Origin of the sequence: Chimaeribacter californicus (genome assembly GCF_002858675.1) — a bacterium.
Lineage (GTDB): Bacteria > Pseudomonadota > Gammaproteobacteria > Enterobacterales > Enterobacteriaceae > Chimaeribacter > Chimaeribacter californicus.
This window is the reverse complement of the sequence record NZ_PJZF01000001.1, coordinates 419,560-433,145: the sequence shown is the minus strand read 5'-3', so window position 1 is coordinate 433,145 and position 13,586 is coordinate 419,560. Positions and strand designations below refer to the sequence as shown.

Genomic DNA, 13,586 nt, shown 5'->3' with positions numbered 1-13,586 from the left:
TGAAAAGAAAAAGGGTGTTACGCGTGCCCGGCAGTACGTTCGTCCTGTTGCTTGACGAAATCGGCTACCCAGTCACTGAATGCTTTACCCAACCCCTGATGACGCATGCCATATTCAACAAACGCCTGCATATAGCCCATTTTATTGCCGCAATCATGGCTGACGCCCTGGAGGTGATACGCCTCAACAGTTTCGTTATCCATCAGCATGGCGATGGCATCCGTCAGCTGGATCTCGTCACCGGCACCCGGCTCAGTTTTTTCCAGTAACGGCCAGATGTCAGCGGAAAGGACATAACGGCCGACGACGGCCAGGTTGGAGGGGGCGGTACCGGCGGCCGGTTTTTCAACCATACCGACCATCGGGGCGCTTTCGCCCGCCGCCAGTTCACGGCCTTCGCAATCTGCCACCCCGTAGTTGGAGACGTCGCTTTCCGGCACCGGCTCAACCAGGATCTGGCTGCGTCCACTCTGTTCAAAGCGGGCCATCATCTCTGCGAGGTTTTCTTTGGTCAGGTCGGCGGAGTATTCATCCAGAATCACATCCGGCAGCACAACCGCAACCGGTTCGTCACCCACCAGCGGTTTGGCGCAAAGGATGGCATGGCCGAGGCCCTTGGCCTCACCCTGACGTACCTGCATGATGGTGACATGCTTCGGGCAGATCGCCTGCACTTCTTCAAGCAGCTGGCGCTTGACGCGTTTTTCCAGCATAGCTTCCAGTTCGAAACTGGTATCGAAGTGGTTTTCGATGGAGTTTTTAGAGGAGTGGGTCACCAGGATGATCTCCTGGATGCCTGCGGCGATGCATTCGTTGACCACATACTGAATCAGCGGCTTGTCCACCAGCGGCAACATCTCTTTAGGAATGGCTTTTGTTGCAGGCAGCATACGCGTCCCAAGCCCCGCAACAGGTATCACAGCCTTTTTTACTTTTCTATTTGATGCAGACATTGACTATCTCTCTCTTGCCCCGTTCATTTAATGAACATTAGCGGGTTTACCCTAAATTAGCGTTTTCGAGTATACCACCTTCATTCTGCCGCGCTTATTTCATATGAGGGTTTGAGAAAAATTAAGATAATTACCTAATAGCCCTTATCTGCAATATATTGAACCCGGTTAAATAATGAATATAAAAAGGAAGCAGCGCTCCCTTTTTTACAGATTAATCTGAGGACAACATTAAACGTAATCGCCCGCCGGCACCCCACACCTGGCACTGCCAGGCCGCGCAACGCTGTGAAATCTGGTTTGAATAGGTTGCGCCCAGCGTCCCCAAAGGGACCCCATTACTGAGCTGAATCTGATTTTCACCGGTGTTGACCGTGGCATGTAACCCGGCCGAGACCAATATTAAATTCTTATACTCAGCATGGTAATAACCCAGCAACAGAGGGAATTGCCCCTCCAGATGTGCTTGTTTTAATAACTGGTTAACCTGCTTTAAAATAGTGGACATCTGCGGCAAACGCTGGCGTTGATTGGTTAAATGGTCACGTAACAACCCATTGAATATTGCCCGCAGCAGCAGCGCGGCTAATACGCCATTTTCCCCGGCACGGGTTACGTCCAGGCAATAAAATGCCAGATCGTTCGGCGATAAGGCGGCAACATCCAGCACCAGCCCCGGGTGCTCTGCCATGGTGAGTTGCCGGTAGTTAATACGGCAATGCGCCAGCACCTGCTGAACCGGCGGCTGAAGTTGTTTCAACAGCTTGGCCGCTTGTGCCGGGTTCTGGCAAAGCGCCGACCAGTCCTGAATCAGGTCATTCCCCTCCATGGCCTGTGACGTAAACAGGTTAGGATAAAGACAGGCCAGCAGCGCTTCGCGCAACCGGTTAAGATCGGTAAGCGGTTTCAACAGCACGTCCTCGACGCCCAGCCGCAATACTTTTGCCACATCGCTCATGTTGTCGGTTGCGGAAATCACCAGCACCGGAATTTTATTTCCCTGCAGGCGGAGATTCTCGACAAACTCAATGCCGTCCATCTCAGGCATCGCCAGATCACACAAGATCAAATCAGGCGATACCTCCTCTACAGCTGATAACGCTTCCAGGCCATTCTCCGCTTCGCTGGTGGTTGCCCCCAGCGTTTTCAGGTAGCCGACAAGCACCGAGCGAAAGACGGCTTCGTCCTCCACGATCAGGATATGCTTGCTTGTTAACGGTTTATCCATCTGGCCCCCTTGCTCACTCCTCTTTAATAGTGGCCTAAAAAGCGGTTTTTCGCATGTCTGAAAGTAGGGTTAATGCACCAAACTGGTGAGAAACCCGCCTGCTGACTCACTTTTTTTACGAAACAAAGTTTTTATAACCGAACCCACTCTGCGGCCTGACACGGTAAACATCCAGATAATTTGATCGTACCCAATGTTAGCATGCAGGTAAACGCTTGCACTAAGGGCAGCCGGCCGGGCTGCCCTTAGTGCAGGGAAATCAGAACCTGCCGGCTGCATTGTCAGCCGGCAATATTGTTAGGTAACATAGTCCGCCTGTGTGATTCAAGTGCGCTGATGCGCCAAACTTATTGTTAAATCAGGAGTCGTTGTGTCCCAGACCTGTCCTTGCGGCAGTGGCATACCTTATAGCCTCTGCTGCCAGCCTTACCATAAGGGTACGGATACCGCCCCGACGCCGGTGGCCCTGATGCGCTCGCGCTATACTGCATATGTGATGAATGACGTCGCCTACCTGCTGGCCAGCTGGCACCCGGATTGCCGGGCTGAACAGTGGCGCGAAAGCCTGGTGGAGAGTGTTGCCCTGACCCGTTGGCTGGGGCTGCACATCATTGATGAGGCCGCGGGTACCGGGCCGGATGAGGGGTTTGTGGAGTTCGCGGCCCGCTTCAGCGAGGGCGACGACCCACGGGCACATCTGTTACACGAACGTTCACGCTTTCTTCGGGTAAATGAACGCTGGTACTATAGGGACGGAACCCACCTGCAAAGCGGCCGCAATGATGCCTGCCCTTGCGGTTCTGGGAAAAAATATAAGAAATGTTGCGGGCATTAATTCCGGAACATTCCGAAAACAGAGACACACTCACACCATCGCAACGCCTACAGGATTACCCCCGATGCAACATCAGCACGTACAACGAAAAATTTTGCGCACCATCTGCCCTGATGCCAAAGGCCTGATCGCCAAGATCACCAACATTTGTTACAAGCATGAACTTAATATCGTGCAGAACAATGAGTATGTTGATCACCGCACCGGACGGTTTTTTATGCGCACCGAGCTGGAAGGCATCTTCAACGACAATACGTTGCTGGCCGATCTGGACAGCGCCCTGCCTGAGGGTTCCGTGCGTGAATTGCAGGCCGCCGGCCGCCGCCGGATTGTGGTGCTGGTGACCAAAGAGGCCCACTGCCTGGGCGATCTGCTGATGAAGAGCGCTTATGGCGGCCTGGATGTCGAGATTGCGGCGGTCATCGGTAACCATACCACTCTGCAGACGCTGGTAGAGCGTTTTGACATTCCGTTCCATCTGGTCAGCCATGAGGGGTTAACGCGTGAGCAGCATGATAACCAGATGATTGCGCAGATTGACCAGTATCAGCCGGATTACGTGGTGCTGGCGAAATATATGCGCGTGCTGACGCCGCAATTTGTGCAGCACTACCCGAATCAGGTGATCAATATCCACCACTCCTTCCTGCCGGCCTTTATCGGCGCGCGGCCTTACCATCAGGCTTATGAGCGCGGGGTAAAAATCATTGGCGCAACCGCCCATTACGTAAATGACAATCTGGATGAAGGCCCGATCATCATGCAGGACGTGATTCACGTGGATCACACCTATACGGCGGATGACATGATGCGAGCCGGACGGGATGTGGAGAAAAATGTCCTGAGCCGTGCCCTGTACCAGGTACTGGCCCAGCGGGTATTTGTGTACGGTAACCGCACGGTTATCCTGTAATCCTGCTTCGGGCGGTGCAAAAGGTGAAGAATGCACCGTCCGGGGTAAAAAATCGGCAAACGAATCATTTTCTGCATTTCAACGCTTTACAGCACAGCTTCATTTGATATGATGCGCCCCGCTTACCGCGACAGCGGAGCAAGCAAGGCCAGTGGTGGGGTTCCCGAGCGGCCAAAGGGAGCAGACTGTAAATCTGCCGTCACAGACTTCGAAGGTTCGAATCCTTCCCCCACCACCATTTTTCGATATCAGTTTGATATCAACACCTTGAAACGGTAGCAACATGTTGCAGTTTCGGGGAAGGGTGAGAACCTTTGACAAGGTTCGAGCGAGCGAAAGCGAGCAACGTTGCGCAGCAACGGCCCGAAGGGTGAGGAACGAAGTGACGAATAATCCTTCCCCCACCACCATTTTTCGATATCAGCGTGATATCAACCCTCAGAGCAGCCAGTTAGCCAGGCCGTTTTGGGCGAAGGAGAAATCCTTCTACAATTCGCAAATCCACGAATTTCGTGGTGGGGTTCCCGAGCGGCCAAAGGGAGCAGACTGTAAATCTGCCGTCACAGACTTCGAAGGTTCGAATCCTTCCCCCACCACCATCCTTTCAGATAGCTCTGCATTCCCTGATAACCTTCCGTAATAAAAGAGATTTGCCCATGCGGGGAAGGACGAGAACCTTCGATTAAGGTTCGGGCGAGCACATTTCAGCCATAAGTAAACAGAATGATCATGCCCGGCCAATAACACCGGGCATGTCTTGGCAGGATCAGGCGCGTGGAGGCGTTTTACTCAATGCGCCTTTGACCTGACTCACCAGATCACGGCGGAAATCACCAAGGCGCGGTTTATCATCTTCCAGCCACGGCAGAGGGCGGCATAACTCCATCGCCTTAACGCCCAGCCGGGCGGTCAACAGGCCGGCCCCAATTCCCTGGGCAGCGCGGGCGGAAAGGCGGGCGGCTAAATCCTGTGACAACCAGTCAACCCCAACTTCCCGCGCCAGCTCTGACGCCCCGGCAAACGCCATATTCAACAGCACCAACCGGAACAGCCGCAGCCGGCTGAAATACCCCAGCTCAATACCGTAGAGCAACGCGATCCGGTTCACCAGCCGCAGGTTACGCCAGGCGATAAAGGCCATATCCACCAGTGCCAGCGGGCTGACCGCGATCATCAGCGCCGATTCCGCAGCCGAATGGCTGATTTCCCGGCGGGCTTGTTTGTCCAACACCGGCTGCACCAGCCGTGCATAGAGGGCCACGACTTCGCGATCATTCTGCGTTTCATGGAGCGAGGCCTGCCAGCGCTGCAATGCCGGGTGACCGGCGTCAATCCCGGCCTGCCGGGCAAGGTTTTCACAAAAAGCCCGCCCCTGCCCTACCCCGTGGCTGTGCAGCAGGTCACGGGCGGTATCCCGCATTTCAGCGCGCTGGCGCAAGCGGTATAACCGCCGCCATTCGGCGATCAGCGAGCCGGCGCCTGCCAGCACAATCAGGCCACCGGCCGCACATCCACCCAGGGCGATCCACTGCTGCTCCACCCAGGCCTGATGCGTCCACTGCACGCCCTGCGCCACCACGCTGACGCCAAAAATCGTCAGCCCCAGCGTCACCAGTTTGCGCCAGAGGCTGCGGCGGGGTTTTAACACCTGCGCCACCACGGCCTCTGCCTCGCCTTCGGTCTCCTGCGCTTCCGGGGCGGCAGGCAGGAAGTTTTCTGCATCCCGATCGCTGAAGGCCTGCGCTGCGCGCAATACCGGCTGTGCCGGTGCCTCAAGCGGCTGGTCAAAATCGATGCGTGGTTTTATTGGATCGTTCATCGCAATTTATCTCCCAATAAAAATTCCATCACGGCATCCAGCCGGATATGCGGTAAAGGGGTATCCACCGCGAGGGCCGGCGGCCGGAACTGTTCAAAGCGAAAGCCCTGTTGCTGCCAGAACGCCCCGCCCGGCAGGCGTGCTGGCACTTCACCGGGGAACACCGTCAGCGGCGCGCCATCTTCCAGCCGGTGGCCTTTCAGCGCCGGTACCGGCTGCCCCTGATAGTCAATGATACCGCTCTGGGTCGCCTGTACCGAGGCCAGGCCGACGCAGTCCATGCCGATCCCTTCAAAAGCAGCATTCTGCCAGGCTTCCTGCACCAGTTGCTGTAGCAGAGAGACCAGATTGGCATGCTGCTCGCCGGTAATATGGTCGGCTTTGGTGGCCGCAAACATCAACTTATCGATGCAGGGAGAGAATAACCGGCGGAACAGGGTGCGCTTGCCGTAATGGAAACTCTGCATCAGTTGGGTCAGTGCCAGGCGCATATCGTTGAAGGCGTGCGGGCCGCTGTTGAGCGGCTGGAGGCAATCCACCAGCACAATCTGCCGGTCAAAGCGGACAAAGTGCTCTTTGTAAAAGCCTTTCACGATGTTCTGGCAATAGTAGTGATAACGCTCCCGCAGCATCCCGATATTGGTCTGCTTGCCGGCTTGTGCCAGCCGCGCCTCGCCGATGCCGTTAACGTCCGGCCAGGGGAAGAATTGCAGCGCCGGCGCGCCCGCCAGTTCACCGGGCAGCACAAACCGCCCCGGCTGGATAAAGTGCAGCCCCTCCTGCTTGCAGCGCACCAGATAGTCGCTGTAAGCCTGCGCAATGGCGGCCAGCAGGTTCTCATCGGCCGGGGCAAAGGGATCACACCGCTTGCAAAGCACCAGCCAGGGTTCTGCCCATGCCGCGCGTTCTCCCTGCAATAGCCCGGCCATCTGCAACGACCAGCTGAGATAATCCTGATCCAGCATCGGCAGGTCGAGCAGCCACTCGCCCGGGTAGTCAACGATCTCAAGATAGAGCGTGGAGGTCTCTTTAAGGTGGCGCAACAGTGAAGCCTGCGAGCGGAACCGCAACGCCAGCCGCATCTCGCTGACACCGCGGGTCGGCAGCGGCCAGGCGGGCGGCGTGCCGTACAGCGAAGCCAGGCCTTCATCATACCGGAAGCGGGGAATGCCGAGATCGCGCTGGGGCACGCGTTTTACCCCCAGCAGGCGATCCTCGCGGGCGGCGGCGAACAGCGGCAAACGGGCACCGCTGTGCAGATGCAGAAGTTGGTTAACGAAAGCGGTAATAAAGGCGGTTTTGCCGCTGCGGCTCAGGCCGGTGACGGCCAGCCGCAGATGCCGATCCATGCCGCGGTTGACCAGGGAATTCAGTTCATTTTGTAATCGTTTCATTCGGCTCCTTGGTGAAACGTCCAAACAGCGCGGTAAGCCCGCGTTTCAGCAGCGGTTCCAGTACCAGCGCCAGAACAAAGCGCAACGGACGGCTGCCCACCACGCCCAGAATACGGGTGGCGACGCCGGCCGGTCCATAGCTGATCGCCATCATGAACAGAAAGCGCAGCACTTTTTTAAGGGTAACGCCGGAAGCGTAACGTGTCATGAGGGCAACTCCAGAATGGATAGACTGTGTGGTGATGACCATGCCGCTATAAAAACGGCGCGTACCGCCGGGCGATACGCGCCGTCATCGGGCAGGCTTAAAGCTGGCGGAAACGGCTGCGCACGCCAAAGGTTTCTGAGGTGACATAGCGCTCCACATCCCGCAAACGGCGCTCGCTGTTATTCAGCACCGCGTCCGCTTCGTCCAGCAGATCATGGGGAGAGGCCGCCTCTTCCCCGCTGAACCGGCTGGCAGGTACCGGGTCCAGCACAAAACTGAGGATGACATAAGCCAATACGGTAAAGGCGAACAGCCCAAAGAACAGCGAGAGCACCACCATCACCCGCAACAATTTAACCGGGACATTAAAGTAGTGCGCAAGCCCGGCCAGCACGCCTTTTACCATGCCCTCTTCCGGCACCCGGTAGAGTTTTTTCTCAGTGAGACCGTTATTCATTATGATTCTCTCCAGTGCGGGTGTTCAGCATCCAGAATCTCTTCCAGTGCCCGGATACGATCCTGCATCCGGCGTGCATCCTGCGTCAGCTGGGTGAGGTGTTGCACATCCTGTTGGCTGAGCTGCCCACCGCGCTGCTGGCGGCTGCTGTAGTGCAGCCAGAGCCAGATCGGCGCCACGAACAGCACAAAAATGGTCAGCGGAATCGCTAAAAATAAGACGCTCATTCCTTCTCCTTACTGTGTGACATAAGAGCGGCAACCGGCCCACGTACCGGGCCGGGCATCCCTGTTCCTGTTATTCCGGGCGCTGCATTCTGGCTTTCAGCGCCGCCAGTTGCGCGCTGATCTCATCATCTGCTTTCAACTCAGCAAACTCCTGGCTGAGCGACTTCTGTTTGCCCAGGCTGACGCTCTCTGCTTCCGCTTCCATCTGGTCAATACGGCGTTCAAATTGCTCGAAGCGCACCATCGCCTCATCCAGTTTGCCGCTGTCGAGCTGGCGACGCACCTCGCGTGAAGAAGAGGCCGCCTGGTGGCGCAGCGTCAGCGCCTGCTGGCGGGCGCGGGTTTCGGTGAGCTTTTTCTCCAGCTCGCCGATTTCCCCTTTCATGCGGCCCAGCGTCTCTTCCACGACCGCCACTTCAGTTTTCAGCGTGACGACCAGGTCAGCCAGTTTCTGCTTCTCGATCAGCGCTGCGCGGGCCAGATCGTCTTTGTCTTTACGCAGTGCCAGTTCGGCTTTCTCCTGCCACTCCGCCTGCTGGCTTTCGCCCTGCTCAATACGGCGCAGCAACTGCTTTTTCTCTGCCAGGGCACGGGCTGAGGTAGAACGCACTTCCACCAGCGTGTCTTCCATCTCCTGGATCATCAGGCGAACCAGTTTCTGCGGGTCTTCGGCCTTGTCCAGCAGGGAATTGATGTTGGCATTTACGATGTCAGCAAAACGCGAAAAGATACCCATAAAAAACATCCTCTTTGACGGTCACGCGACAATTGCCGCAAATTTTCTCTCACCGCAGCCTGTTGCTCCGGCATGCTTCAGTAGCCCATTCTCTAATACAATCGCCATGCCAACTTTTTATTAAAAATATCTTATTGAAATAGAAACCATTTCTTGAAAAGAGTCTGCTACCCTTACCAGGAGACTGGTCAATTTAACCAATGCGTGGTGATTTTAATCATGAGTGAATCCCTGGATAACCTGCTGGGTGAGGCCAACAGCTTTATTGAGGTGCTGGAGCAGGTGTCGCGGCTGGCAAAACTGAATAAACCGGTGCTGGTGATTGGTGAGCGCGGTACCGGCAAAGAGCTGATTGCCCACCGGCTGCACTACCTCTCTGAACGCTGGCAGGGGCCGTTTATCTCGCTGAACTGTGCGGCCCTGAACGAAAACCTGCTGGATTCCGAACTGTTCGGCCATGAGGCCGGGGCGTTTACCGGGGCGCAAAAACGCCATCTGGGGCGGTTTGAACGGGCGGATGGCGGCACGCTGTTCCTGGATGAACTGGCCACCGCCCCAATGCTGGTACAGGAGAAGCTGCTGAGGGTGATTGAGTACGGCCAGCTGGAGCGGGTTGGCGGCAGCCAGCCGTTACGCGTCGATGTGCGGCTGGTATGTGCAACCCATGCCGACCTGCCGGCACTGGCGGCGGCCGGCAGGTTCCGCGCCGACCTGCTTGACCGGCTCGCCTTCGACGTGGTGCAGCTGCCGCCCTTGCGGGAGCGCCAGCAGGACATCATGCTGCTGGCCGAACATTTTGCCATCCTGATGTGCCGCGAACTGCATCTGCCGTTGTTTCCCGGCTTCACGTCACGGGCGAAACGTGCCCTGCTGGGCTATCACTGGCCGGGTAACGTCCGTGAGCTGAAAAATGTGGTTGAGCGCTCCATGTACCGCCACGGTAACAGCGACGACGAACTGGATGAGATCATCATTAACCCGTTCAGCCCGCGTACCCGCCCGGCGGAACCCGCCCCGGCCGCCGGCACCCTGCCCGCGCTGCCGCTCGACCTGCGCCAATGGCAGCACCAGCAGGAGCATGCCCTGCTTCAGCAGGCGCTGACGCAGGCACACTATAACCAGCGCCGTGCCGCCGGGTTACTGGGGCTGACCTACCATCAGCTGCGCGGCATGCTGAAAAAACATGCACTGCTGGCCGCGGATAGGCCCGATGGGGCAAAAAATGCCTGACCTCACTGGCCGCCCCCCTGTGCAACAGATTGGGGTGATCGCCAGAGTACGGTACAATCATCTTATTGCTTACTTAACAATGAAGCGTTTATGCGAGTCTTAACTTACTGGATGCTGGCACTGGCCGGGCTGGCCGGCAGTGTCTGTGCCGCACCGAAACCAGTGCCTGCCACCCCGCCCGACATCCGCCAGAGCGGGTTTGTCTACTGCGTCAGCGGCATCCTCAACACCTTCAACCCGCAGATGGCCAGCAGCGGGCTGACGGTGGATACGCTGGCGGCCCAGATCTACGATCGCCTGCTGGATGTCGACCCCTATACCTACCGGTTAATCCCGGAGCTGGCGCAGCGCTGGGAAGTGCTCGACAACGGCGCAACCTACCGTTTTCACCTGCGTAAGGATGTCCCGTTCCAGACCACCAGCTGGTTCCGCCCGACCCGGATGATGAATGCCGATGATGTGATTTTCAGCTTCCAACGGGTGGTGGATGCACACCACCCTTACCATGAGATTAACGGCGGCAGTTACCCCTACTTCGACAGCCTGAAATTTGCCGACACCGTCAAACGCATCCGCAAAATTGACAACTTTACCGTGGAATTCCGCCTCACCCAGCCGGACGCCTCGTTCCTCTGGCACCTGGCCACCCACTATGCGCCGGTGCTGTCGGCGGAGTATGCCGACGACCTGAGCCGCCGTGGCCACGAAGAGGAGATTGACCGCCAGCCGGTCGGCACCGGGCCGTTTATGCTGAATGAATACCGGGCCGGGCAGTATATTCGCCTGGCGCGTAACGGGGCCTACTGGAAAGGGGTGCCGCGTATGCCGCAGGTGATTATTGACCTCGGTGCCGGCGGTACCGGCCGCCTCTCCAAACTGTTGACCGGGGAGTGTGATGTGCTGGCCTATCCGGCGGCCAGCCAGCTCACTATCCTGCGGGATGACCCGCGTTTGCGGATGACCCTGCGCCCCGGCATGAACGTCGCGTATCTGGCGTTTAATACCGGCAAGGCTCCGCTGGACAACCCCAAAGTGCGCGAGGCGATTGCGCTGGCGATCAACAACCAGCGGCTGATGCAGTCGATCTATTACGGCACCGCAGAGACGGCGGCCTCCATCCTGCCGCGCGCCTCCTGGGCCTATGATAACGCCGCACAAGTCACGGAATACAACCCGGAAAAAGCGCGGCAGCTGTTACAAAGCCAGGGCATCTCCGGGCTGCAGCTCCATCTTTGGGTGCCGACCGCCTCCCAGGCCTATAACCCGAGCCCGCTGAAAACCGCCGAACTGTTGCAGGCCGACCTGGCCCAGGTGGGCATTCAGATCGTTATTGTGCCGGTCGAGGGGCGATACCAGGAGGCGCGGCTGATGGAGATGAACCATGACCTGACGCTCTCAGGCTGGGCCACTGACAGCAACGACCCGGACAGCTTCTTCCGGCCGCTGCTGAGCTGCGCGGCGATCCATTCGCAGACCAACTATGCTCACTGGTGTAACCCGGAATTTGATGCCTTGCTGCAACGCGCCCTGCTCTCCCAACAGCTTTCCCAGCGGATGGATGAGTACCAGCTGGCGCAGCGCATTCTGGAACAGCAGTTGCCGGTGCTGCCGCTGGCGTCATCGCTGCGGTTGCAGGCCTACCGCTATGACATCAAAGGGCTGGTGCTCAGCCCGTTCGGTAACGCCTCCTTTGCCGGGGTGTACCGTGAGGCCCCGGAAGGATCACAACCATGATTATCTTTACCCTGCGCCGCCTGCTGCTGCTGCTGATCACCCTGTTCCTGCTGTCGCTGGTGGGGTTCAGCCTGAGCTACTTCACCCCCCATGCGCCCCTGAGCGGCGCGGCGTTGTTTGATGCCTACCGCTTCTATTTCCAGAGCCTGATGCAATGGGATTTCGGCGTGTCCAGCATTAACGGCCAGCCGATCCGTGAACAGCTGCATGAGGTGTTCCCGGCCACCATGGAGCTGTGCGTGCTGGCTTTCACGCTGGCGCTGCTGATTGGTATCCCGCTCGGCATCACCGCCGGGGTAACACGCCATAAATGGCCGGACACGCTGATCAGTATGCTGGCGCTGCTGGGCTTTTCGATGCCGGTGTTCTGGCTCGCCCTGCTGCTGACGCTGTTTTTCTCGCTGCATCTCGGCTGGCTGCCGGTCTCCGGGCGTCTTGACCTGCTCTATCAGCTTAAACCGGTAACCGGGGTGACACTGATTGATGCCTGGCTGTCCGATTCCCCATACCGGGATGACATGCTGCTCAGCGCCCTGCGCCATATGGTGCTGCCGATTGCCGCGCTGGCGGTCGCCCCCACCACGGAAGTCGTACGCCTGATGCGCATCAGCACCGACGAGGTGTTCAGCAAAAACTATATCAAGGCTGCCGCTACCCGCGGCCTGTCGCGCTTTACCGTGATCCGGCGCCATGTGCTGCACAATGCCCTGCCGCCCATCATCCCTAAACTCGGGCTGCAATTTTCCACCATGTTAACCCTGGCGATGATCACCGAAGTGGTGTTCAGCTGGCCGGGCCTGGGCCGCTGGCTGATTAACGCCATCCGCCAGCAGGACTACGCCGCGATTTCTGCCGGCGTCATGCTGGTGGGGGCGCTGGTGATTGTGGTCAATGTGCTCTCCGACATCCTCGGCGCCCTGACTAACCCGCTGAAACATAAGGAATGGTATGCCCTACGATAATGTCTACCATGAGAAGCGGATTGCCGGGCCGCTGCGGGCGATGTGGCGCGCGTTTTACCGCGACCCGCTGGCGATGATTGGCTTCTACGGCGTGCTGTTGCTGGTGCTGCTCTGCGTGTTCGGCCATTACCTCGCGCCTTATACCCTCGACCAGCAGTTTTTGGGTTATCAGTTACTGCCGCCCTCCTGGTCGCGCTACGGCAACGTCTCCTTCTTCCTGGGGACGGACGACCTGGGGCGTGACATCCTGAGCCGCCTGCTGTCCGGCGCGGCGCCGACGCTCGGCTCAGCCATGGTCGTGACCGTGGGCGCCGCGCTGTTCGGGCTGATCCTGGGCGTGCTGGCGGGCATCACCCACGGGTTACGCTCAGCCGTCATGAACCATGTGCTGGACACCTTGCTCTCGATCCCCACCCTGTTACTGGCGATTATTGTGGTGGCCTTTATCGGCCCGAAGCTGGAGCATGCGATGCTGGCGGTGTGGCTGGCGCTGGTGCCGCGCATGGTGCGCACCGTGTACAGCGCAGTGCATGACGAACTGGAAAAAGAGTATGTGGTCGCCGCCCGGCTGGATGGGGCGGCTGTCCGTTATTTGCTCTGGTATGCCATACTTCCCAATATTGCCGCCGTACTGGTGACCGAATTCACCCGCGCCCTCTCCATGGCGATTCTGGATATTGCGGCCCTCGGCTTTCTCGATCTCGGTGCCCAGCTCCCCTCGCCGGAATGGGGGGCGATGCTGGGCGACTCGCTGGAACTGGTCTATGTGGCTCCCTGGACAGTGATGCTGCCGGGCGCCGCCATCATGGTCAGCGTGTTGCTGATCAACCTGATGGGCGACGGGATGCGCCGGGCGATCAACGCAGGGATTGAATCATGAATCAGGTCGT

14 protein-coding genes, 2 tRNA genes and 1 other RNA gene are annotated in these 13,586 nt (G+C 58.1%); 9 read left to right on the top strand and 8 right to left on the bottom strand.

Annotation, left to right across the window (positions count from 1 at the left end; all coding sequences use genetic code 11):
- Window positions 1-17: 17 nt before the first annotated feature.
- Window positions 18-953 carry a UTP--glucose-1-phosphate uridylyltransferase GalU gene (gene galU / locus CYR55_RS02055; protein WP_101814484.1) on the bottom strand — a complete coding sequence of 312 codons (936 nt, stop codon included), beginning with the start codon at window positions 951-953 and terminating at the stop codon, window positions 18-20.
- A gap of 214 nt (window positions 954-1,167) precedes the next feature.
- A complete protein-coding gene (gene rssB / locus CYR55_RS02050) occupies window positions 1,168-2,181 on the bottom strand; it encodes a two-component system response regulator RssB (RefSeq protein WP_101814483.1) in 1,014 nt (337 codons plus the stop codon).
- Between the two features lie 370 nt (window positions 2,182-2,551).
- Here rssB and CYR55_RS02045 point away from each other — a divergent pair, with 370 nt between their 5' ends.
- From CYR55_RS02045 to CYR55_RS02025, 5 genes are all read left to right on the top strand, one after another.
- The gene (locus CYR55_RS02045) at window positions 2,552-3,016 is read left to right on the top strand and encodes a YchJ family protein (protein WP_101814482.1); all 465 of its coding nucleotides are present in this window, start codon (window positions 2,552-2,554) and stop codon (window positions 3,014-3,016) included.
- A gap of 64 nt (window positions 3,017-3,080) precedes the next feature.
- The gene (purU, locus tag CYR55_RS02040; RefSeq protein WP_101814481.1) at window positions 3,081-3,929 is read left to right on the top strand and encodes a formyltetrahydrofolate deformylase; all 849 of its coding nucleotides are present in this window, start codon (window positions 3,081-3,083) and stop codon (window positions 3,927-3,929) included.
- Between the two features lie 153 nt (window positions 3,930-4,082).
- Window positions 4,083-4,167: transfer RNA gene (locus CYR55_RS02035), tRNA-Tyr, on the top strand.
- A 45-nt stretch (window positions 4,168-4,212) separates the two neighbouring features.
- A non-coding RNA gene (locus CYR55_RS02030) (RtT sRNA) lies at window positions 4,213-4,339 on the top strand.
- Window positions 4,340-4,443: 104 nt separating this feature from the next.
- A tRNA-Tyr gene (locus CYR55_RS02025) sits at window positions 4,444-4,528 on the top strand.
- A gap of 167 nt (window positions 4,529-4,695) precedes the next feature.
- Here CYR55_RS02025 and CYR55_RS02020 read toward each other — a convergent pair.
- The 6 genes from CYR55_RS02020 to pspA all read right to left on the bottom strand — a co-directional run bounded on the left by CYR55_RS02020 (window position 4,696) and on the right by pspA (window position 8,770).
- Window positions 4,696-5,748: a TIGR01620 family protein gene (locus tag CYR55_RS02020; RefSeq protein ID WP_101814480.1), complete on the bottom strand. Its 1,053-nt coding sequence runs from the start codon at window positions 5,746-5,748 to the stop codon at window positions 4,696-4,698.
- Window positions 5,745-7,142, bottom strand: coding sequence for a YcjX family GTP-binding protein (locus CYR55_RS02015; RefSeq protein ID WP_101814479.1), 1,398 nt, complete (start codon window positions 7,140-7,142; stop codon window positions 5,745-5,747). Before CYR55_RS02015 ends, CYR55_RS02020 begins: the two co-directional genes overlap by 4 nt.
- Complete coding sequence (locus CYR55_RS02010) at window positions 7,123-7,350, bottom strand: phage shock protein PspD (protein ID WP_101814478.1); 228 nt, start codon at window positions 7,348-7,350, stop codon at window positions 7,123-7,125. Before CYR55_RS02010 ends, CYR55_RS02015 begins: the two co-directional genes overlap by 20 nt.
- 97 nt (window positions 7,351-7,447) lie before the next feature.
- Window positions 7,448-7,807 (bottom strand): envelope stress response membrane protein PspC, encoded by a 360-nt coding sequence (gene pspC, locus CYR55_RS02005; protein WP_101814477.1) that lies wholly within the window; start codon window positions 7,805-7,807, stop codon window positions 7,448-7,450.
- Window positions 7,807-8,034 (bottom strand): envelope stress response membrane protein PspB, encoded by a 228-nt coding sequence (pspB, locus tag CYR55_RS02000; protein WP_072930836.1) that lies wholly within the window; start codon window positions 8,032-8,034, stop codon window positions 7,807-7,809. The genes pspC and pspB overlap by 1 nt, the downstream gene beginning before the upstream one ends.
- A 70-nt stretch (window positions 8,035-8,104) precedes the next feature.
- Complete coding sequence (gene pspA / locus CYR55_RS01995; RefSeq protein ID WP_101814677.1) at window positions 8,105-8,770, bottom strand: phage shock protein PspA; 666 nt, start codon at window positions 8,768-8,770, stop codon at window positions 8,105-8,107.
- 219 nt (window positions 8,771-8,989) lie between these two features.
- On the opposite strand from pspA, the gene pspF reads away from it, so the two are divergent.
- From pspF to sapC, 4 genes are all read left to right on the top strand, one after another.
- Window positions 8,990-10,000: a phage shock protein operon transcriptional activator gene (gene pspF, locus CYR55_RS01990; RefSeq protein ID WP_101814676.1), complete on the top strand. Its 1,011-nt coding sequence runs from the start codon at window positions 8,990-8,992 to the stop codon at window positions 9,998-10,000.
- Window positions 10,001-10,090: 90 nt separating this feature from the next.
- On the top strand, window positions 10,091-11,734 hold the full coding sequence (sapA, locus tag CYR55_RS01985) for an ABC transporter substrate-binding protein SapA (protein ID WP_101814476.1): 1,644 nt from the start codon (window positions 10,091-10,093) through the stop codon (window positions 11,732-11,734).
- A complete protein-coding gene (gene sapB / locus CYR55_RS01980) occupies window positions 11,731-12,696 on the top strand; it encodes a putrescine export ABC transporter permease SapB (RefSeq protein WP_101814475.1) in 966 nt (321 codons plus the stop codon). The genes sapA and sapB overlap by 4 nt, the downstream gene beginning before the upstream one ends.
- The gene (sapC, locus tag CYR55_RS01975) at window positions 12,683-13,576 is read left to right on the top strand and encodes a putrescine export ABC transporter permease SapC (protein WP_101814474.1); all 894 of its coding nucleotides are present in this window, start codon (window positions 12,683-12,685) and stop codon (window positions 13,574-13,576) included. Before sapB ends, sapC begins: the two co-directional genes overlap by 14 nt.
- Window positions 13,577-13,586: the final 10 nt, after the last annotated feature.

Coding starts and splice junctions, on each gene's coding strand:
- galU (WP_101814484.1), bottom strand. CDS start 953: ATGTCTGCATCAAATAGAAAAGTAAAAAAGGCTGTGATACCTGTTGCG.
- rssB (WP_101814483.1), bottom strand. CDS start 2,181: ATGGATAAACCGTTAACAAGCAAGCATATCCTGATCGTGGAGGACGAA.
- purU (WP_101814481.1), top strand. CDS start 3,081: ATGCAACATCAGCACGTACAACGAAAAATTTTGCGCACCATCTGCCCT.
- CYR55_RS02020 (WP_101814480.1), bottom strand. CDS start 5,748: ATGAACGATCCAATAAAACCACGCATCGATTTTGACCAGCCGCTTGAG.
- CYR55_RS02015 (WP_101814479.1), bottom strand. CDS start 7,142: ATGAAACGATTACAAAATGAACTGAATTCCCTGGTCAACCGCGGCATG.
- CYR55_RS02010 (WP_101814478.1), bottom strand. CDS start 7,350: ATGACACGTTACGCTTCCGGCGTTACCCTTAAAAAAGTGCTGCGCTTT.
- pspC (WP_101814477.1), bottom strand. CDS start 7,807: ATGAATAACGGTCTCACTGAGAAAAAACTCTACCGGGTGCCGGAAGAG.
- pspB (WP_072930836.1), bottom strand. CDS start 8,034: ATGAGCGTCTTATTTTTAGCGATTCCGCTGACCATTTTTGTGCTGTTC.
- pspA (WP_101814677.1), bottom strand. CDS start 8,770: ATGGGTATCTTTTCGCGTTTTGCTGACATCGTAAATGCCAACATCAAT.
- pspF (WP_101814676.1), top strand. CDS start 8,990: ATGAGTGAATCCCTGGATAACCTGCTGGGTGAGGCCAACAGCTTTATT.
- sapA (WP_101814476.1), top strand. CDS start 10,091: ATGCGAGTCTTAACTTACTGGATGCTGGCACTGGCCGGGCTGGCCGGC.
- sapB (WP_101814475.1), top strand. CDS start 11,731: ATGATTATCTTTACCCTGCGCCGCCTGCTGCTGCTGCTGATCACCCTG.
- sapC (WP_101814474.1), top strand. CDS start 12,683: ATGCCCTACGATAATGTCTACCATGAGAAGCGGATTGCCGGGCCGCTG.